The organism is Motilimonas thetidivivens (assembly GCF_046452435.1).
Taxonomy (GTDB): domain Bacteria; phylum Pseudomonadota; class Gammaproteobacteria; order Enterobacterales; family CBDFNC01; genus Motilimonas.
On sequence record NZ_JBKFDK010000011.1, the window covers coordinates 1 to 20919 of the forward strand.

The 20919-nt window shown below is 44.7% G+C and carries 19 protein-coding genes; 10 read left to right on the forward strand and 9 right to left on the reverse strand.

Annotated elements, in window-relative coordinates:
* Positions 1-304: 304 nt before the first annotated feature.
* The 3 genes from rapA (at position 305) to ACK8OT_RS09850 (ending at position 5238) form a co-directional block, all read left to right on the forward strand.
* Entirely contained in the window at positions 305-3214 is a 2910-nt protein-coding gene (gene rapA / locus ACK8OT_RS09840) for an RNA polymerase-associated protein RapA (RefSeq protein ID WP_410196341.1), read from the forward strand.
* A 141-nt stretch (positions 3215-3355) separates the two neighbouring features.
* Positions 3356-4228: a DUF3530 family protein gene (locus ACK8OT_RS09845; protein ID WP_410196342.1), complete on the forward strand. Its 873-nt coding sequence runs from the start codon at positions 3356-3358 to the stop codon at positions 4226-4228.
* Positions 4229-4278: 50 nt separating this feature from the next.
* A complete protein-coding gene (locus ACK8OT_RS09850; protein WP_410196343.1) occupies positions 4279-5238 on the forward strand; it encodes a D-2-hydroxyacid dehydrogenase in 960 nt (319 codons plus the stop codon).
* A gap of 33 nt (positions 5239-5271) precedes the next feature.
* Here the strand turns inward: ACK8OT_RS09850 and djlA are convergent, their stop codons facing one another.
* Positions 5272-6087: a co-chaperone DjlA gene (djlA, locus tag ACK8OT_RS09855; protein WP_410196344.1), complete on the reverse strand. Its 816-nt coding sequence runs from the start codon at positions 6085-6087 to the stop codon at positions 5272-5274.
* 220 nt (positions 6088-6307) lie between these two features.
* Between djlA and lptD the strand changes: the two genes are divergently transcribed.
* From lptD to ACK8OT_RS09885, 6 genes are read left to right on the forward strand one after another with little or no spacing between them, the layout of a single operon-like run.
* Positions 6308-8623 (forward strand): LPS assembly protein LptD, encoded by a 2316-nt coding sequence (gene lptD, locus ACK8OT_RS09860; protein WP_410196345.1) that lies wholly within the window; start codon positions 6308-6310, stop codon positions 8621-8623.
* 22 nt (positions 8624-8645) lie between these two features.
* Positions 8646-9944: a peptidylprolyl isomerase SurA gene (gene surA / locus ACK8OT_RS09865; RefSeq protein ID WP_410196346.1), complete on the forward strand. Its 1299-nt coding sequence runs from the start codon at positions 8646-8648 to the stop codon at positions 9942-9944.
* A gap of 2 nt (positions 9945-9946) precedes the next feature.
* The gene (gene pdxA / locus ACK8OT_RS09870) at positions 9947-10936 is read left to right on the forward strand and encodes a 4-hydroxythreonine-4-phosphate dehydrogenase PdxA (RefSeq protein WP_410196347.1); all 990 of its coding nucleotides are present in this window, start codon (positions 9947-9949) and stop codon (positions 10934-10936) included.
* Positions 10933-11793 (forward strand): 16S rRNA (adenine(1518)-N(6)/adenine(1519)-N(6))-dimethyltransferase RsmA, encoded by an 861-nt coding sequence (gene rsmA / locus ACK8OT_RS09875; protein WP_410196348.1) that lies wholly within the window; start codon positions 10933-10935, stop codon positions 11791-11793. Before pdxA ends, rsmA begins: the two co-directional genes overlap by 4 nt.
* A gap of 1 nt (position 11794) precedes the next feature.
* Positions 11795-12169 (forward strand): Co2+/Mg2+ efflux protein ApaG, encoded by a 375-nt coding sequence (gene apaG / locus ACK8OT_RS09880; protein WP_410196349.1) that lies wholly within the window; start codon positions 11795-11797, stop codon positions 12167-12169.
* A gap of 2 nt (positions 12170-12171) precedes the next feature.
* A complete protein-coding gene (locus ACK8OT_RS09885) occupies positions 12172-12999 on the forward strand; it encodes a symmetrical bis(5'-nucleosyl)-tetraphosphatase (protein ID WP_410196350.1) in 828 nt (275 codons plus the stop codon).
* A 168-nt stretch (positions 13000-13167) separates the two neighbouring features.
* Here the strand turns inward: ACK8OT_RS09885 and folA are convergent, their stop codons facing one another.
* The 6 genes from folA to rplU form a co-directional block, all read right to left on the reverse strand.
* Positions 13168-13662 (reverse strand): type 3 dihydrofolate reductase, encoded by a 495-nt coding sequence (folA, locus tag ACK8OT_RS09890; protein WP_410196351.1) that lies wholly within the window; start codon positions 13660-13662, stop codon positions 13168-13170.
* Between the two features lie 14 nt (positions 13663-13676).
* Positions 13677-14141 carry a threonine/serine exporter family protein gene (locus ACK8OT_RS09895; RefSeq protein WP_410196352.1) on the reverse strand — a complete coding sequence of 155 codons (465 nt, stop codon included), beginning with the start codon at positions 14139-14141 and terminating at the stop codon, positions 13677-13679.
* The gene (locus ACK8OT_RS09900; protein ID WP_410196353.1) at positions 14141-14929 is read right to left on the reverse strand and encodes a threonine/serine exporter family protein; all 789 of its coding nucleotides are present in this window, start codon (positions 14927-14929) and stop codon (positions 14141-14143) included. The genes ACK8OT_RS09895 and ACK8OT_RS09900 overlap by 1 nt, the downstream gene beginning before the upstream one ends.
* A gap of 196 nt (positions 14930-15125) precedes the next feature.
* Positions 15126-16289, reverse strand: coding sequence for an Obg family GTPase CgtA (gene cgtA, locus ACK8OT_RS09905; RefSeq protein ID WP_410196354.1), 1164 nt, complete (start codon positions 16287-16289; stop codon positions 15126-15128).
* A gap of 212 nt (positions 16290-16501) precedes the next feature.
* Positions 16502-16759 carry a 50S ribosomal protein L27 gene (gene rpmA, locus ACK8OT_RS09910; RefSeq protein WP_410196355.1) on the reverse strand — a complete coding sequence of 86 codons (258 nt, stop codon included), beginning with the start codon at positions 16757-16759 and terminating at the stop codon, positions 16502-16504.
* A gap of 15 nt (positions 16760-16774) precedes the next feature.
* A complete protein-coding gene (gene rplU, locus ACK8OT_RS09915) occupies positions 16775-17086 on the reverse strand; it encodes a 50S ribosomal protein L21 (protein WP_232804003.1) in 312 nt (103 codons plus the stop codon).
* 211 nt (positions 17087-17297) lie between these two features.
* Here rplU and ispB point away from each other — a divergent pair, with 211 nt between their 5' ends.
* Positions 17298-18269: an octaprenyl diphosphate synthase gene (ispB, locus tag ACK8OT_RS09920; protein ID WP_410196356.1), complete on the forward strand. Its 972-nt coding sequence runs from the start codon at positions 17298-17300 to the stop codon at positions 18267-18269.
* Positions 18270-18406: 137 nt separating this feature from the next.
* Here the strand turns inward: ispB and ACK8OT_RS09925 are convergent, their stop codons facing one another.
* Both ACK8OT_RS09925 and hflC read right to left on the reverse strand, forming a co-directional pair.
* Positions 18407-19720 carry an adenylosuccinate synthase gene (locus tag ACK8OT_RS09925; RefSeq protein ID WP_410196357.1) on the reverse strand — a complete coding sequence of 438 codons (1314 nt, stop codon included), beginning with the start codon at positions 19718-19720 and terminating at the stop codon, positions 18407-18409.
* A 246-nt stretch (positions 19721-19966) separates the two neighbouring features.
* A complete protein-coding gene (gene hflC / locus ACK8OT_RS09930) occupies positions 19967-20917 on the reverse strand; it encodes a protease modulator HflC (RefSeq protein WP_410196358.1) in 951 nt (316 codons plus the stop codon).
* Between the last annotated feature and the right edge of the window lie 2 nt (positions 20918-20919).

Here is a 20919-nt window from a genome sequence, read left to right on the forward strand (position 1 = left end):
TGCCGTGTCAGTGGATGCGCATTATAGGGAGATTCGTTTTCGGCGCAAGGCTTTTTTTGAACTTTTTTCTATTTTTTATTTTTTGCTCAAAAAGCATCCAATTCAGTCACTAATCTGTCTTTTTGGGATTCGAATTTGTTTGCCGACTTTTAACTATCGTTGGATTAACTACGCTTTATTTATCTCGAACATTTCCAGCTAATTGGATTAATGATGCAGATCCCATTTTTAGCTTTAGCAAATGGGTTGCTTTAGGTAACATAGCCGCCTTTTTTTAGCCATGGCATTCGGAGAGTATTAATTAATGTCTTTTGCATTAGGTCAGCGTTGGATTAGCGATACAGAATCAGATTTAGGCTTGGGCACCGTCGTTGCCATAGAAGGACGCGTCGTCACCTTGCTTTTCCCCGCCTCTGGGGAAAATAGAAATTATGCGAAAGATGATGCACCTGTCACCCGCGTGATGTTTAACATTGGTGATGAAGTACTTAGTCATGAAGACTGGTCACTTATTGTCAGTGACATAGAAGAAGAAAATGGCTTAATCACCTATATAGGTACACGTACCGATAACCAAGAAGCGGTTAGCTTGCGTGAAACCATGCTTAACAACTTTATTAAGTTTAATAAGCCTCAAGACCGACTGTTTGCCGGCCAAATTGATCGTACCGAACACTTTGTGTTGCGCTACCGAGCATTACAGCATCAGCATCAGCAGCAGCAATCTGAACTTCGCGGCCTAATGGGAGCACGAGTTGATCTGATCCCCCACCAATTCTATATCGCCGAGGAAGTGGGCAAACGTCATGCGCCGCGCGTATTACTGGCTGATGAAGTAGGTTTAGGCAAAACCATTGAAGCTGGCTTAATCATCCACCAACAGTTGATTTCTAATCGTGCCAAGCGCGTACTTATTCTGGTGCCAGAAACCCTCACTCATCAATGGCTAGTTGAGATGATGCGCCGATTTAACCTGCACTTTAGCATCTTTGACGAAGAACGTTGTATTGAAGCTTTTGCCGAAGCCGATAACCCGTTTGAAACCGAGCAGTTGGTATTATGTAGTTTAGACTTTCTGCGTAAAAAGCGTCGTCGCTTTGAGCAAGCATTAGCAGCAGATTGGGACTTACTCGTTGTTGACGAAGCCCACCATTTAGAATGGGATGAAGCGCAGCCAAGTCGCGAATATCAGATTGTTGAAGAATTAGCTCAGGCCACGTCAGGTGTGTTGCTATTAACGGCAACGCCGGATCAACTAGGCCACCAAAGTCACTTTGCTCGGTTACGCTTACTCGACCCTGACCGTTTTTATGATTACCAAGCATTCGTGGCCGAAGAAGCGCAATATAAAGAAGTTGCTGATACGGTGAATATCCTCACCAGCAACGAAGATTTACCCGCGTCAGCGATTAGCAAATTGCAAGAATTATTGGCTGAACAAGATATTTCTGAGCTCATTAAGACGATACAAGATGGCGATGACCAAGCGCAAGACCAAGCTCGCCACCAGCTAATTGCTCAACTGTTAGATCGCCACGGCACCGGTCGAATCCTATTTAGAAACACTCGCGCATCGATAAAGGGCTTCCCAAAACGTCATTACCATCCTGTTGCCTTACCGCTTCCAGAGCAGTATAAAACGGCGATCAAGGTTGGCCAAATGATGTCAGCCAGCAGCCCTATCGAAACCAAAGCGAAGCAGTTTTTATACCCTGAAGAAATTTTCCAAGAGTTTGAAGGCGCGTCATCATCTTGGTGCAGCTTTGACCCTAGAATCGATTGGCTACTTGAACTACTTAAGGCCAACAAACAAGATAAGGTGTTAGTGATCTGTGCCAAGGCACAAACCGCCCTCGCCTTAGAAGAAATACTGCGCACCCGCGAAGGCATTCGCGGCACGGTATTTCATGAAGGCTTATCGATAATTGAACGAGATCGCGCAGCTGCTTGGTTTGCTCAAACCGAAGCCGGCGCTCAAGTAATGATCTGTTCTGAAATCGGCTCTGAAGGACGTAACTTCCAATTTGCTCGCCACTTAGTGTTATTTGATTTACCAATTAACCCAGATTTGTTAGAGCAACGCATTGGCCGCTTAGACCGTATCGGGCAAAAAAATGACATAGAGATCCACGTCCCCTACCTTGAAGGTACGTCGCAAGCCTTGTTGCAACAATGGTATCACCAAGGCCTTAATGCGTTTGAGCTTACATGTCCTGCCGCTCGCATTATTTTTGAGCAACATAAAGCCGAATTGTTAACTCTTTTAGCTGCGGATAAACCGGATGACGCCGCCATTGCAGAATTGATCAATTCAACTCAAGCACAAGAACAAAACCTGCGCCGACAAATGGAGCAAGGCCGCGATAAACTGTTGGAGCTAAACTCTTCAGGCATACTTAGCAACAGTAGCGTGCTAGAAAAACTGCAAGCTGAAGACGATAAACCCGAGTTTCCGCTGTTTGCGCTCAAACTGTTTGATATTATCGGTGTTAACCAAGACGACAAGGGTGAGAACTGTTTAGTCCTGCACCCAAGTGAGCATATGCTTGTTCCCAATATGCCCGGCCTGCCTAATGACGGGGCAACGGTAACCTTTGATCGTGCAACCGCACTCAGTCGAGATGATGTCCACTATTTAAGCTGGGAGCACCCCATGATCCGCGGCGGCATGGATATTATTTTAAGTTCAGACACTGGCTCTACCGCTGTGTGTTTACTTAAAAATAAAGCCTTACCCGCTGGCTCAATTTTATTAGAGCTGATTTATGTAGTCGAAGCACCAGCCAGTGAGCACAGTCAACTGCAGCGCTTTATGCCTACCACGCCGGTAAGGATCTTATTAGATAAAAATGGCAATAACTTAGCAGCTAATGTCGCGTTTGATACATTTAACAAGCAACTCACTCCCGTTAATCGTCATCTGGGCAGCAAATTGGTGAATGCATCACAGACATTTATCCATCAACTGATTAGCCAAGCCGAAGAACTTGCAAAAGCACAAATGCAGCAGATTGTTGCAACAGCCATAACTAAAATGGAGCAACAACTTGGAGCTGATAAAGCACGCCTAGAAGCATTAAAATCAATCAATCCAAGTATTCGTGAGGAAGAGATACAATTTGTCACAGACTTATTAAATCAATCCGCTGATTTACTAAATCATACTCAAGTTAAACTCGATTCATTGCGCTTTATTGTTTCAACCCAAAACTAATTAATCCTCATTCCAATCGCTATATCACGACTCTAATGATATAGCGATTGGCAAACACGTCTTTAGATCATTTCCTTGCACTTTACGTAAAATCCACTTAGTTTGAAAAGCAAGCACCTTGTATTTTAAGTCAGGTTTATCGTGTATTTTGCCCGTAGATATTTACTCATCATGCTGTTTAGCTCGTTATTTTCTGTGATTAGTTTTGCTGAAGAAACACCAAGCGACCCCGTTGATGACGCAAATCCGGTCACCGAGCAAGCGGATCCCCCAAGTGAGTCCAGTGCAAATGATTTCGACAAATGGCCACAACCGCCCAGTCAAACCCAGTTATTAAGCCAAGACTTAACCCAAACTTATCTACCTGAAAACACCATTGAGCTGGATCCTGACAAGCAAATCACCGTCGTTGTACATCAATCACAACACAGCCCGACAAAAGGTTATGTATTAGTTCAGCCGCAGTGGGACTCGGTTCCTTTTGACCTGCGTAAAACGCAGATGCATAAAACCCTCACCCGCAAAGGCTGGCACGTGATTACCCTGTTACCGCAGCGAAAGTTGATTTTAAATGGTAGTCCTGAAGAAAAAGCTCAGCAATATGAGCAATACTTGACCGAAACGGCCGAGCGACTTGCTGCGATAGCGCAACTACCCGAAACTCAATCTGGTCATGCCGTCATGATCGCCGAGCAAAATATGGCTGTAACTATGCTTTCACTATATCGCCAACAGCTTTCCCCTTTGCCTGATGCCATCGTGCTGTTGGCTGCAAACCAATTGTCTACCTCTGAAAATCAAGCCTTAGCGAATGATTTGAGTGGGATTAGCATCCCCGTATTAGATATTTTCCAAACATCACCGCAACAAATTAGCCCGCTTCAAGAAGTACGAGCCCAAGCAGCCCAGAAAAGTGGTAAGCGCAGCTTTCGTCAATTGGCATTAACTAGCTCATTTATTGACGAGGACATAGGCAAATACATCAATGGTTGGACCAAAAGTCTTGGCTATTAATTTAACGGGTAAAAAAACTGGCAGCTAGCTAGTAATTAAGAGAGCTTTCAATGAATAAACAAGTCGTGTTTCTCGATCGCGCAACTATCCCAACTCATATTAAAATTCAGCGCCCTGATATACCTCATCAATGGCAAGAATACTTAAACACCACCACAGATGATCTTGTTACTCGGGCCCAATCAGCCCACGTCATCATTACCAATAAAGTAGCGATTAGTGCAAACTTGCTCGATGCTTGTCCAAACTTAGAATTGATTGTGGCCGCCGCGACAGGCACCAACAACATTGATTTAGCTGCCTGCCAACAACGCAATATCGCCGTTTATAACGTGCGCCACTATGCCGACCAAGGGGTGCCCGAGCATGCCCTCACTTTGATGCTAGCCTTATTAAAACAATTGCTCCCTTATTGTCGCGATGTACAAGCAGGTCGCTGGCAACAAAGCCCGCACTTTTGTTTTACCGACTATCCAATCGAAAACCTTGCGGGTAAAACCTTAGGCATAATAGGTGCCGGCGCGTTAGGACAAAAAATGGCGCAAATTGCGCAGGCTTTAGACATGAAGGTGTTGCTCGCCGAGCACAAGCATCAAGTTGAAATAAGAGCGGGGCGAACTGCGTTTACGCAGGTGCTACAGCAAGCAGATATAATCAGTTTGCATTGCCCATTAACGCCCGCCACTCAAGATCTATTTAGCGAACCCGAATTTGAACAAATGAAGCCCAGTGCTTTGTTAATCAATACCGCCAGAGGCCCTTTGGTTGATGAACATGCCTTAGCAACTGCGATCTTAAAAGGCCAAATAGCGGGCGCAGCAACCGATGTAGCAAGTGTTGAGCCACTGCGCCAAGACAATCCTCTGGTGCCTTTGTTGTCACTGCCTAACTTTATCATGACGCCCCATATAGCTTGGGCCAGTGAACAAAGTTTAAATGCATTGAGCCAACAACTTAGCAAAAACATCGAGGATTTTTACCAACACAAGCCAAGCAACCGAGTGATTTAGGGCGTACGACTGCGACTAATCAATTGTGATAGGTTATGCCGACCCCTTCATTTGTTTGATTAGTTCGTAGGCTTGCTGAATATCTTGTGCTTTTTCTTTAGCCATCGCCATCATTTCGGGCGGTAATCCCTTGGCAACGAGCTTGTCAGGATGATGTTGATTCATCAGTTTACGATAAGCTTTTTTCACTTCTGCCATAGACGCCGTTTCGGTCACCCCTAATAGCTGGTAAGCATCACCTAATTGTTGCTGTCGATTAACAGAATGACCGGCTCTACCTTGACGGTGAAACTTAATTTCAGCTTCAAGCATAGAAATCAAACGCAATAAATCTTGTTGACTAAAACCCAGCACCTGCGCCACTCGTTCTAACACCTGCTGCTCATTAGGGTGTAGCTCACCGTCGGCATAAGCTGCCTGTAATTGGATTTCTAAGAACATTTGCAACACATTACTGCGGCCACGACAGCTCGCCACAAATTCAGTTAAGGTCTGCTCAAGTGGAAAGTCAGCTTGTTTACCTTGGCGAAACGCCTCTTGTGCGGCTTGTTTATGTTGCGCGTCCAAGTTAAGGCGATCCATTAATAAGGTTGCTACGCCTATCTCAGCTTCGGTCACCCTCCCTTTGGATTTGGCTATATGCCCCATAACCGAAAAGGTGGCATGAAAAAATAATTGCTGCTGGCGCTGCGCTGATTGTTGTGCTGCTTTAAGCAAGCTGGCCCGAAAACGCCCCGATTGGCCGACAGCTTTATCTAACTTGTGCCCCAGCCAAATACCAATCAGCGCGCCAATAATATGGTGGGCTAACATATAGCCAAAAAAGCCGCCCAGTAATTTGCCCCACATATTTTACTTCCTTATCATTCAGATGGCGGTATTGTGACAAACCGCGCGGCATTAAAGCAATTATCAGCATAAAAATATCACCATTTCTCTTAACTGAGTTGGCGAGCTTGGCCGATTGCTTTATCATAGAGAATCACCATATTGCTTGGCCACGGATGGTTAATCTGTCATACCTAGCGATGCTCCTGTAGAGCTTGATTTTTGCGATTAGAGAATTTCAATGATAAAACGGACACTTGTCATCATGGGCACCCTTATTGCCCCAAGTGCATATGTTAACGCAACCGACAATAGTTTAAACGAAAGCAATGTGGTGACCATCGCCGATCTTCCTTTGACTCAACGTTGTTATGCTTATGTGCCTGAGGTGGTTGATGCACCGGATCAAGATCCCAGCCAAACGCAAGTTGAAGTGTATTCAGATACCACATCAAGCCAAGGCAAAACCTTCACTTATCAAGGCAATGTAAAAGTCATTCAAGGCATTAAAACCCTTAATAGTGATGAGTTAACTTACAATAGCGAAACTCAAAAAGCTCAGGCCAAAGGCAACATCAATTTCACCGATGGTCAACTAACCGTCAGTGGTACTCAGATAGATGCTGATTTAAGTAATGACTCGGCCACGTCATTTGATACTCAATATCAATTCCATGGCAAAGGTGGACGTGGTGATACCAAAGAGCTAGAAGTCATTGACCGCGAACATTACAACCTTTATCAAGCCAGTTATACCTCTTGCCCACCTGGCGATAAAACTTGGGAAGTCAGAGCCAAGCATTTAGAAATTGATAACGAAGAAGAAATAGCCACAGCAAAACATGCCACATTTAGACTGTTTGATGTGCCTATCTTTTATTTCCCTTATTTTACTTATCCGATCGGCTCAAACCGTAAATCTGGTTTACTTGTGCCCAGCATTTCTAGTAGTTCAGATAACGGGATTACCTTAGAACAGCCCATATATTGGAACATAGCACCAAATCAAGATGCCACTATCACCCTAAAATCTATGGTTAATCGTGGTGTACAAGCACTAGGGGAATACCGTTATTTAACAGCAACCAGCCGTGGCCAGTTAAACGCTGAATATCTCTATAACGATAAAAAGCTACACCAAGACCGATACCTTTACCATTGGAAGAATAGTTCCCGCGTGGGTGAGCATTTTCGCTTTAACGGCACCTATACCAAAGTGAGTGATGATGACTATTTTAACGATCTTGGCTCAACAGTTGGCTCTCGCACCGATAACCAATTATTAAGAACAGCCAATGCATCTTGGCTAGAAAAAAACTGGAATGCTGAAGTTGAGGTAAGAGACTTTCAGGTTCTTGGTGGCGACTCGCCGCACTTAGTGATGCCGAAATTAGCATTCAACGGCTATTACCCCACGAATTGGAACCACATTGAAGCAAGCCTATTTAGTGAAATAACCAGGTTTGATCATAAAAACGATGATGTTTACACGGGCTCTCGCTTCCATATCGAGCCTAAGGTCATCGTGCCCTTGTATTCACAAGCCGCGTTCCTTAATACCGAGCTTGGCTATATGCTTACCCATTATGAACAAGATATACCGAATACAGTTAAAGAGGCTTGGTATCGTGATCTCGATAAAAGCGTCACTCGTTCATTACCAAAATTTTCAATGCACGGGGGGCTTAACTTTGAACGCGAAACCCAAATGTGGGGAAGTGAATACACGCAAACATTGATTCCTCAAATTAAATATTTATATATCCCACACCGTGATCAACGCAATATCGGCTTATACGATACTTCCGCATTGCAACTCGACTATTACGGTTTGTTTCGAGAGCAACGCTACTCTGGTATTGACCGCATTGCCGATGCTAATCAAATAACCCTTGGCGTATCTACTGGTTATCTGGATGAAAATTTTAAAGAACGTTTCCGTCTCGCTATCGGTCAAATGTTCTACTTCAATCAATCCGATACTTATCTGGTAGGCGATCTAGTTAAGCAAGACAGTAACCGCTCTTCTCTCGTTGCCGAAACCGATTTTAACTTCGCTGATAACTGGTATTACCATGGTGGTATTGAAGTCAATACCGAAGACGGTGAAATCAGTCGAGGTAACAGTACACTTGAGCGTCGCTGGGCGTGGAACAAACTGATGCAACTGAATTATCGTTACGTCAAACCACCTGAAAACCCAGAAAACAACTACATTAAGGGTGGCATCAATCAGGTTGGCGTAAAGGCGTCTTGGCCGTTTAACGATCAATGGAGCGCTATCACAAGTTATTATTACGATACCGACAACGAGCGCTTCTTTGAAAGCTTATTCGGTGTCAAATATGAAGACTGTTGTTGGTCAGTTAGCTTAGTCTACGATCAACACATGAAAACATCATACGGGCAAATAGGCGACATTAAGAACAACTATGACTTGTCCAGCGGCGTCAAACTGCAAATCGAGCTAAAAGGGTTAGCTGGGTTTGGCAACAATGCCAGCTCAGATATAAACCAAGGTTTGTTCGGCTACGGCCGCCCATTTGCGAATAAATAAACATTGCTAACGAAGTAAGAAAATGATGATCAATAAATTGTTAAGCTACACGTTATCCACTTCACTGCTTATAGGCAGTTTAGTCGTTCACGCCGCCCCAGTAGAAGTCGATAAAGTGGCAGCTATTGCCGATCAAGATGTGATCATGGTCAGTGAAGTGAAAGCCTTATCTAAGCAGGTTAAGCGCCAATATAAAGCGCAGCAACAGCCGTTGCCCAGTGAAACTGTTTTACACAAACAAATTTTAGAAAAGCTAATTCAAGATAGCTTACAAGTACAGATGGCCGAAAAGTTGGGGATGAAAATCAGCGAAGCTCAACTTGAACAGACCATACTAGGCATCGCTAAAGACAAGAATCAAACCTTACCAGAATTACAAGCAAGCCTTGCCGAACAAGGAATTAGTTATGCTGAGTTTCGCCACTCCGTGCGTGAAGAGCTACTGATTTCAGAAGTATCAAGGATTCAGGTAAGACGTCGCATCAACATTTCAGAACAAGAAATTGATAACCTAGTGAAAATGATGAATAGCCAAGGGGGTAAACAACTTGAATACCGCATTGGTCACATCATGTTAAAACTCAGTGATGATGCAACCGCCAACGAGATCGAAGCTAGCAATAATAAAGCTGAATCGATTGTAACCAAGCTGCGTTCGGGTGCAGATTTTACCGAACTCGCCCTTGCTGAATCACAAGGCCCTAAAGCACTTGAAGGTGGCGACTGGGGCTGGATGGGCGTTAACGATATGCCAACCTTGTTTGCCAAAGCGGTTGAAGGGGCGAATGCCAACGATATTATCGGCCCATTCAAAAGTGCGAATGGCTTGCACATTATTAAAATTATCGACGAACGCGGCCAAACTAAGGTCACTTCGACAGAAGTTAATGCTCGCCATATCTTAATTAAGCCTTCCATCATTCTTAGCGATGAAAAAGCCAAGCAGCTACTTGACCAATATCGTTCTGATATTATCTCCGGCCGTAAGACATTTGCTGAGTTAGCTAAAGCTCATTCAGAAGATCCCGGCTCGGCAGTAAAAGGCGGTGAGCTAGGTTGGGCCGATCCTGAGTTATATGTACCGGCCTTTAGAGATGAAGTTAACCGGTTAGATATGCGCGAAATCAGCCAACCGTTTCGCTCGACTCACGGCTGGCACTTAGTGCAAGTCATGGGTAAACGCACAACAGATGTTACCGAACAAGCCAACAAACAAAAAGCGTACCAAATTCTATACAGCCGCCGCTATAACGAAGAGGCACAAAGCTGGTTAAATGAGCTGCGTGAAGAAGCTTATGTTAAAATAATGGACAATAAATAACCATGCAGCCCGCTAGAATCGTTATTACACCTGGAGAGCCAAGTGGCATTGGCCCTGATTTAGTATTAGCCCTCAGTCAATACGATTGGCCAGTACAATTAGTTGTCGCCGCCGATCCGAGTTTGCTAGAAGCAAGAGCCAAGCAGCTCAATCTTGATGTGGCTATTTCATTGTATGAGCCAAATCTAGCACCACAGCCGCAAAGTAAAGGTACACTGACCGTTGCGCCTATTTATTTAGGAGCCCCAGCGGTGGCAGGGGAGCTTAATGAAGCCAATGGCCGCTATGTGCTCGATACCTTATCATTTGCTTGTCAAGGCAACCTATCTGGTGAGTTTGCCGCTGTGGTCACAGGTCCCGTACATAAAGGGATCATTAACCAAGCAGGGGTTTCGTTTAGCGGTCATACTGAATTTTTTGCCCAAGAGTCGAATACCTCGGATGTGGTGATGTTACTCGCGACAACAGGTTTACGCGTTGCGTTAGTCACCACTCACATTCCATTGGCCTATGTAGCAAAAGCCATCACGCCAGAGCGTTTAACTAACATCATCGAGATTTTAAACAACGAGCTGAAAGCTAAATTTGCCATTGCTAAACCCAGGATCTATGTCTGCGGTTTAAATCCCCATGCCGGTGAAGGTGGTCACTTAGGCCGTGAAGAAATTGAAGTGATCAGTCCGACCTTAGACGTGCTGCGAGCCCAAGGCATTGATCTTATTGGCCCCCTACCCGCGGATACCTTGTTTCAGCCCAAATATTTAGATGATGCTGATGCCGTGTTAACCATGTATCACGATCAAGGCTTGCCTGTACTTAAGTACAAGGGATTTGGTAATTCGGTCAACATTACCTTAGGCTTACCATTTATTCGTACTTCGGTTGATCATGGCACCGCGCTAGAACTAGCTGGTACAGGTCAAGCAGATCCAGGCAGTATGCTTACCGCGCTCAATCAAGCCATAGAAATGGTAGAGAAAAAACAATTATGAATTCAAAAGTACATCAAGGTCACCGCGCGAGAAAACGATTTGGCCAAAACTTCCTGCATGATCAAAATGTGATTGCCAGCATCGTAGCCGCAATTAACCCAAAAAATGATCAAACCTTAGTTGAAATCGGTCCGGGGTTGGGCGCGTTAACTGAGCCGGTTGCTGAACTGGTTGAGCGATTAAATGTGGTTGAATTGGATAAAGATCTCGCCGAGCGACTTACTTCACATCCGTTTATTCGCCATAAGCTGACCATTCACCAAGCCGATGCAATGCGCTTTGACTTCAACCAGTTGATTGAAGATGATAAGCCGCTACGGGTGTTTGGTAACTTACCTTATAACATCTCAACGCCTTTGATGTTCCATCTATTTACTTTTGCCAATAAAGTCAAAGATATGCACTTTATGCTGCAAAAAGAAGTGGTGAATCGTCTGGCAGCGGGTCCTAATTGTAAAGCCTATGGCCGCTTATCCGTAATGGCACAATACTACTGTGCAATTACGCCTATTTTAGAAGTGCCACCGGGCGCCTTTAAACCTGCGCCAAAAGTTGATTCAGCCGTGGTACGACTAGAGCCTTATGCTGAGCTCCCTGTGGTTGCAAAAGACGTAAAATTGCTCAACAAAGTCTGCACCATGGCGTTTAATCAAAGACGCAAGACCCTGCGCAATAGCTTAAAGAAGTTATTCACCGAGCCACAGCTTGAGCAACTCGGCATAGATCCTAATCATCGTCCAGAAAATGTGACCGTCGCGCAGTACGTAGCGCTTGCAAATTGGCTTTACGACAACCCTATCGAAGAAATGCCTGATAACATTAGCGATGACTCAATGGCTGATTTCGACGAGGAATAAAATGGATAACGAGCAAATTCAAATCAGTGTTGCCACGCAGTATATTCCGGCCCAATCTGAACCAGAACAAAATCGGTATGTCTTTGCTTACACTATCACCATTCGTAACAATGGTGATCAAGCTATGCAGCTACTCCATCGACATTGGTTAATCACCGATGCCGATGGCAAAAAAACCGAAGTTGAAGGCCCGGGTGTCGTCGGTCAGCAGCCCGATATCCAACCCGGCAGCGCGTTCGAATACACCAGCGGCACCGTACTTGATACCCCCCTTGGTGTAATGCAAGGCAGTTACACCATGCAGGCAAAAGACAAAAGCCTTTATCAGGTGGCGATCCCCGCTTTTCGCTTGGCTCAACCCAATATTTTGCACTAATCATGGCGACCTATATTGTTGGCGATATCCAAGGCTGCTTCGCTGAACTGCAGCAGTTATTAGCTCGAGTTGAGTTTGATCCGCGCAATGATGAACTCTGGTTAGCAGGTGATTTAGTGGCCAGAGGACCACAATCTTTAGCGACATTACGCTATATAAAATCCCTTGGAAGCAGCGCACAAATCGTATTAGGGAATCACGATCTGCACCTCATTGCGGCTTGGCTTGGTTTCGCCAAAGTCAAAAAGAAAGATCAAACCTCAGCTATCTTAGGCGCACCGGATTGTGACGAACTCATGCATTGGCTGCGTCGACAGCCGCTGATTGTAGCGCATCCTCAACATCAATTTATTATGGTACATGCTGGTATTTCACCACAATGGACACCGCAGCAAGCGCTAACACTGGCTGAAGAAGTTCATCAAGTGTTGCGCGGCGATAGCTATGGTGCATTCTTTCAGCATATGTACGGAGATCACCCCAATTATTGGTTCGATGATTTAACCGGATTCGCTCGATTGCGGTTTATCGTTAATGTGTTTACTCGCATGCGTTATTGCTATTGCGACGGCAGTTTAGATTTTCAAAATAAACAACCACCACAGAGTAATTCCGATACCAGTTTACATCCTTGGTTTGAAATTGATGGACCCCATATAGGCTCGCAAACAATCCTATTTGGTCATTGGGCTGCTTTAATGGGCGCAACCAAGCGAAGCGACGTGATAGGCTTAGATACAGGCTGTGTTTGGGGTAACCAACTCACCATGTTGCGCTGGCAAGACCAAGCCTTATTCAGCCAGCCGAGTCTCAGTCAGCGCAGTGCATAAGTAAGTAGCTTAGCTAACCTAAATTCTGGTTAATGGAACCAGCCAATAAATATCGTATGAATAAGTAGCAAAACTTCGTTTTCAGGGATGAAAACGCAGAGAGTATAGGGACATATTCAGCGCGTTTTTGCGGATTATTCATACGATATAGCCTAGCCAAAGTTCTGGTTAACCAGCTAAGCGCGTCAATTTAGTAAAAACAAGATCATATTGATTGGCCTCATCGGCATGATGCGTAGCAAGCTGCAACGAATGCCACTGATTACCCGCTTCATAATCGGGAAACTGAGTATCCCCCTCTATATCGGCTTGGATAAATGTCAGATACAAGGTATCAGCGAGTGGCAAAAAGGCTTGATAAATCGCTCCACCACCTATCACCATCACTTCTTCATGCTCTGCAACTAAAGCTAATGCCGCCTCAGGACTTGCGGCAACCGTCACGCCTTCAGCATGCCAGCTTGAGTCACGGGTGATCACCACATTCAACCGGCCAGGCAAAGGACGACCAATCGACTCGTAGGTACGCCGGCCCATCAGCACAGGCTTGCCTAAGGTCGTTGCTTTAAAAAACTTTAAGTCGGCCGGTAAATGCCAAGGCATTTGATTGTCTTTACCAATCACACGATTGTTTGCCATCGCGGCAATCATAGCAATTTTCATAGCTAATACTCGTTTTATACAATGGGGCGGCCACGATAAATCAAAATAGAAGGAATGGCGAGACCAAAACTAAGTGCAAGCAAGATAAACAAGGTTTTCAGGCCATTTTCTATTACGGTTTGAAACAAATGATAGGTAAACCCACCCGCGTTCATTTCAACTAAGCCAAGCATGGTCGCAAACGCATAACTTCCTGGGATCATAGGGATCGCAGCGGCCACGGTGAAAACAGGGCGCGGGATCAAATGTTTACGTGACCAATACAAGCCAATAAAGCCGATTAAAGTGGTAGCAGCTAGGGATGCCCACTCGATAGGCAGACCAAACTGCATTGTTAGGGTCCTAAAACCGTGCCCTATTGCTCCGCCCACAGCACAATACACCAACATCTTTTGCGGCACATTAAATACCATGGCGAAACCCACTGCTGGGATCGCAGCCCAAAACATGTCATCCAACAAGAGTAAAATAAGCTCCATTAACTCAGTCCTCCGGAAATATTCATGACGCCCATCGCAGCAAAGATCCCAGCTGCCACGCTAAAAGTAAGTAAGGTAGCAGCGGTCCAACGGGCAATCCCCATATTAATATGGCCTTTTACCATGTCTGACACGGCATTGATCAAAGGAAAACCCGGCACCAATAGCAATACGCAGGCTGCCATGGCTAAATCAGGTCGATTACCTAACTGATAAATCACGCCGAGACTGGAAATCAAGGTGGCAATAAACGCGGTGATGGCAAAGTTAATAAAGGGATTATGGTGACGATGTGCGAGCTCTTGGCGTACAAACATAGCCGTTGCTGAAGCAACAAACGTCACGCCAAATACCCACCAATCACCGCCGAATAAATGGCTAAAACTGGCACAAGACAAGCCGATCATGAATACCACCAACCAACGGTTGTACTTCATCGGCTGGAGCTTATCTAGCTTACGATTGACTTCAGACGCACTGAGCAGCTGTTTTTCGGCCATCACACAAATCCGTAATACATCACAGACCATTTGCATGTTAATACCACGATCATACACCTTGCGCGTGGTGGTAATACATCGGCCTTCGAATAAAGAAGTCAGCACTAAGGCATCGGCTGAAACGGCAAGCTCAATACTTTGGGCACCAAGAGCGGTGCCTAAACGCACCGTGGTTTGTTCAATTAATCGGCTTTCTGCGCCGTGTTGTTGCAGCAGCTGACCCGCTTTAATGGCAATCCGAGTTATTTCGGTTTGCTGCTGTTTGGTGAGAGGTCTTTGATAAGACATAACTGCAATAAAACTCTTTAGCTAGAATAGTTTTGCTATTTTAATCAATAAACTGAATAAGTATTTAACAAAGAGCAAAAATTACGCTTTTAATTAACTAAAATTTTGCCTGCACCTTGATCAAGCGCAGACTGATTTTAAAAAGCTTGGCTTAACAAAAAGCCGCATTAAATGCGGCTTTAAGGAAAATTACAAATTATGGCTGGTAGATAAACTCGATACCTTCTTCGTCATCTTCATCCCAGTCATCGTCATCATCCCAATCATCAGTGGCTTCTTCGACAGCAGCCTTGTGGTAGTTATCCCACTTAAATTCCACTTGCTCTTGAGTTTCTGCTTCTGCATCTTCCTTAGGTAGACTTTCCATAAACTCGGCAAGATCTAAACAAAGCGCGTTGGTGCCCTGTTTGCTTGCTGCAGCAATTTTGTAGTACTTGTCATTCCAATCCAATGCAGCCAGCACTCGTTCAATGGTTTCTTCGGCTTCATCTTCCAGCACAAGATCGATCTTATTAAAGATCAACCAACGCGGTTTACTCGCCAATTTCGGGCTGTGTTTTTCTAACTCTTCAACAATGATCTTGGCATTCTCAGCAGGATCCGATCCATCGGCAGGAAGTAGATCAATCATGTGCAATAGCACACGACAACGCTCTAAATGCTTAAGAAAACGCACACCTAAGCCAGCCCCTTCTGCCGCGCCTTCAATTAAGCCCGGAATATCGGCAACAACAAAGCTACGCTCACCGCTTAAGCCAACCACACCTAAACTTGGGATCAAAGTGGTAAATGGGTAATCAGCCACCTTAGGCGTCGCGGCTGACACAGCACGAATAAAGGTTGATTTACCTGCATTTGGTAGGCCTAACATGCCAACATCTGCCAGTAACATCAGCTCGAGGAGTAACTCACGAACTTCACCCTTGGTGCCCATGGTTTTTTGTCTTGGCGCGCGGTTAACGCTACTCTTAAAACGTGTGTTACCTAAACCATGGAACCCACCTTTGGCTACCATGAGTTTTTGGCCATGAAAGGTAAGATCCCCGATCACTTCGCCGGTATCGAGATCCGATGCACGTGTACCCACAGGTACCATCATGATCTTGTCTGATCCACGCGATCCAGTACAGCCACGACTCTGGCCATTTTGACCTCGATCTGCGGCATAAAAACGTTGAAAACGGTAATCAATCAAAGTGTTGAGGTTCTCGTCAGCGACTAAGAATACATCACCACCATCACCACCATCACCGCCGTCGGGGCCACCATTAGGAATGTATTTTTCACGGCGGAAGCTAACCACACCATTGCCGCCATCTCCGGCTTGCACTTTAACCTTTGCTTCATCAACAAATTTCATTACTTACTCCCGCCGCAAATAGGTTAACTACTTGCTACTAAACCGAATCTCAGCCTTGGCAAAGTTGCCTGCCGAGTCATAAATTAGCCAATCAATCCAACTAGACACTATAGCAAAAAGTGATGTGGTGCACACTTCTTGTTTGTTCAGCTAGATCCGAAAAAACAAAAAACCCGCCGAAGCGGGTTTTTTTAAAGTTATCTTGTTACTGATTATTCAGCAACAATGCTAACGTATTTACGGTTTAGGCGACCTTTAACTTCAAATTTCACAGTGCCTGAAGCAGTTGCGAAAAGAGTGTGGTCTTTACCTAGGCCTACGTTAGTGCCAGCGTGGAATTTAGTACCACGTTGACGAACTAGAATGTTACCCGCAAGAACTGATTCACCACCAAAGCGCTTAACACCTAAGCGTTTGCTTTCTGAATCGCGACCGTTACGAGTACTACCACCAGCTTTTTTACTTGCCATCTTTTAGTACTCCTATTAAGCGTTAATTGCAGTGATTTTCACTTCAGTGAACCACTGACGGTGACCGGCTTGTTTGCGAGAATGCTTACGACGACGGAACTTAACGATTTTTACTTTATCGCCACGACCGTGAGAAACAATTTCAGCAACTACTTTGCCGCCTGCTACAAATGGTGCGCCAACTTTAACGTCATCGCCATTTGCTACTAATAAAACTTCTTCAAAATCTACAGAAGCACCTGTTTCAAGATCTAGTTTTTCTAGACGTAGAGTTTGGCCTTCTGTAACACGGTGCTGTTTACCACCGCTTTGAATAACAGCGTACATGTCTATTACTCCGTGCTGGCTATAAATTTGAGCCAGATAACTTAATCACAATGGGGGCGGATTGTACGCAAATGATCTCGTACTGGCAAGTTGAAAATGCAAAAAATTTAAAATCTTTCTAGATGATGTTAAAGCACTGCTAAAATCATAGTTTTGTTGTAAAATGCCGAGCTGATTTCAGTCTTCACCCAGTTAAATAACAGAGCGCAAAATGGACCTAAAACAGATTCAACTCTTAGCAAAAACCGATATGGATCAAGTAAATCAACTCATTGCTAAGCGATTAAGTTCAGATGTAGCATTAATCAATCAATTAGGTCTGTATATCATCAACAGCGGCGGCAAACGCATTCGCCCTTTACTCACGGTATTAACCGCCAGAGCGCTGGGTTATCAAGCTGATCAACACGTCCAACTAGCCGCCATCATTGAGTTTATCCATACCGCAACCTTGCTGCATGATGATGTGGTTGATGAGTCAGAATTGCGCCGCGGCCGTGAAACGGCTAATAACCTATTTGGTAATGCGGCCAGTGTGTTAGTGGGAGATTTTCTCTACACCCGTTCATTTCAAATGATGACGGAGCTAGAAAACATGAAGGTGATGAATATCCTATCGGATGCCACCAATGTGATTGCCGAAGGGGAAGTCATGCAGTTGATCAACTGCAATGATCCTGACACCACCGAAGCCTCTTACATGCAGGTAATTTACTGTAAAACTGCTCGTTTGTTTGAAGCTGCTACCCACCTGATGGCGGTGATCAGCAATCAAGATCCTGCGATCGAACAAGCCATGCAAGACTATGGTAAATACTTGGGAACCGCTTTCCAACTCATTGATGATGTTATGGATTACACCGCAGATGCGAAAGAAATGGGTAAAAATGTCGGTGATGATCTTGCAGAAGGTAAACCCACACTGCCTTTGATCCGCGCTCTACAACAAGGGGATCCCGCCCAGCAACAAAGGATCCGCGAGGCGATCGAGTTAGGTAATGGCATGGATCATCTTGATGAGATCTTAACGATCCTCAAACAGACCAAATCCATCGAATATACGCAGCAACGCGCTCAGGAAGAAGCAGACAAGGCGATCGCAGCATTAGCTATCTTACCCGAGTCTGAATATAAACAAGCCTTAATAGGCCTTGTTGACTTAGCTGTAAAGCGAAATAGCTAATAACTGGTAATAACTGGGGGAGGGCTGAGTTTAACTAACAAGCTCACCCTGCATCGGCGGCAAGTTACCAACCACTTGATACAAAAATCTGATACAAAAAAAGCCGCTAATGCGGCTTTTTTTAGTATTAATCCATCTTATGCAAATGGATTAACTAGAACCATGGTTTCGTTACGGTCTGGACCGGTAGAAATAATATCCATAGGTACGCCTGTCACTTCTTCAAGACGCTTGATATATGCCTTAGCATTCTCAGGTAGTGCATCAAAAGAAGTCACACCAAATGTTGGCTCGCTCCAACCAGGCATCTCTTCATAAATAGGCTCAACGACTTCATAGCCTTCAGCAGCCATAGGTGGCACATCTAAGATTTCACCCGTTGGAGTTTTGTAACCAGTACAGATCTTAATGGTTTTTAGACCATCTAGTACATCTAGCTTGGTTAAACAAAAACCTGTGATACTGTTGATTTGGATAGCACGCTTAATAGCCACGGCATCAAACCAACCTGTGCGACGTAAGCGGCCTGTCGTTGCGCCAAACTCATGACCAACCGTACCTAAATGCTTACCATCAGCATCAAGTTTTTCTGCACCGTCATATAGCTCAGTTGGGAATGGGCCAGAGCCAACACGCGTGGTGTAAGCTTTTACAATCCCTAGCACATAATCAATGTGACATGGGCCAAAACCACTACCAGTAGCCACACCACCCGCTGTGGTATTTGATGAGGTTACATATGGGTAAGTACCGTGGTCGATATCCAGTAATGTACCTTGAGCACCTTCAAACATGATGTTGTCGCCGTTTAGGCGTGCTTTATCAAGTACGTCTGTTACATCAACAACCATACTAGTCAGTAGCTCTGCGACTTCTTTAGCTTGCGCCAATACATCTTCGTAACTAACGGCTTCAGCTTTGTAGTACTGAGTTAACTGGAAGTTATGATACTCAACAACTTCTTTTAGCTTAGCGGCGAAATCATCAAAGTTTTTCAGGTCGCCTACTCGTAGGCCACGACGTGCTACTTTGTCTTCGTACGCAGGACCAATACCACGTCCAGTCGTACCGATTGCTTTCTTGCCTCGTGCTGCTTCACGAGCGACATCTAATGCCACATGGTAAGGCAAGATCAATGGACAAGCTTCGCTTATCACTAAACGCTCGCGTACCGGTACACCTTTAGCCTCAAGCATCGTCATTTCTTTAACTAGAGCTTGCGGACACAGTACAACACCGTTACCTATGATACAGGTTACGTTTTCACGTAGCACACCAGAAGGGATTAAGTGGAGAACGGTTTTTTCACCGTCAATTACCAGAGTATGGCCAGCATTGTGACCGCCTTGATAGCGAACCACATATTTTGCACGATCTGTAAGCAAATCAACAACTTTGCCTTTACCTTCGTCACCCCACTGGGTGCCGAGAACAACTACATTCTTACCCATTTTCACTTTTCGCGGTTACTTATTAAAACGGGATTCTAGCAAATTTTATAGCCAAAAGGTGAGTATTTTTTTTCACTAAATAGTTATATGGAAAGATTTAAAAGCATATCGATTCAAAAATTTCTAATAACTATTCTTACTGACTAAGCTACTGCCGGTTTAAAGACGAGCGATATATGCTACTAATCATAAAAAAAGGCCAGCATAAGCTGGCCCACAGAAAGTATATTAGTCCAATAATCTGAACTATGGCGTAGCCTTAGTGGCCCCTTCCATATAGCGGAAGAACTCAGAATCAGGACTTAACACCATCACGTCGCTCTTGTCTTTAAAGCTATCACGATAAGCTTCTAAGCTACGAATAAAAGCGTAAAACTCAGGATCTTTACTGTAGGTTTCAGCATAGATCTTAGCAGCCTGCGCATCACCGTCACCACGCATTTCGCGTGATTGACGATTTGCATCCGCCAGCATTACCGCCACTTTACGATCAATATTAGCTCGAATAATCGTTGCTTTTTCTTGACCTTGAGAACGGTGCTCTTTTGCTACCGCAGTACGCTCGGCACGCATACGCTTATAGATGCTCTCACGAACTTCAGCTGGCAATTCAATTTGCTTAATACGAACATCAAGCACTCGAACACCAAGATCATCCGAACCACCTTGTGCCAATTCTCTTTCTTGCTCTTCGGTTAGCTCAGATCTTTCCGCTTCTGTTGCTTCTTCGCGCTTAAGTTTCTTCAGCGCATTGATCATCACATCATCACGCTCACCAGAAACGATTTCTTTAATGGTACGTGCACCTATTTCATTACGTAAGGCATTGCCTACACGTCGCTTCAATAAGTCCGCAGCCATATCAAAGTTACCGCCGGTAGCAAGGTAAAATTTAGCAAAATCAGCCACTTCCCATTTAACATAGGAATTGATGATAAGATCTTTCTTTTCCGAAGTAACGAAACGATCTGAAGCATCATCCAGTGTTTGGATCCTTGCATCCATGGCGCGCACGGTTTCAAGTAATGGGATCTTGAAATGCAGACCAGGTTCAAAAATCAGCGGTAAGCCTTCGGCGTCACGCTGCACTTTACCAAATTTGATAACAATGGCTTTTTGACCTTCTTCTACTACAAACACCGATGAGAAACCCACCAACAAGCTAGCAGCAAGGATAATCAAAATAAGTTTTTTCATGA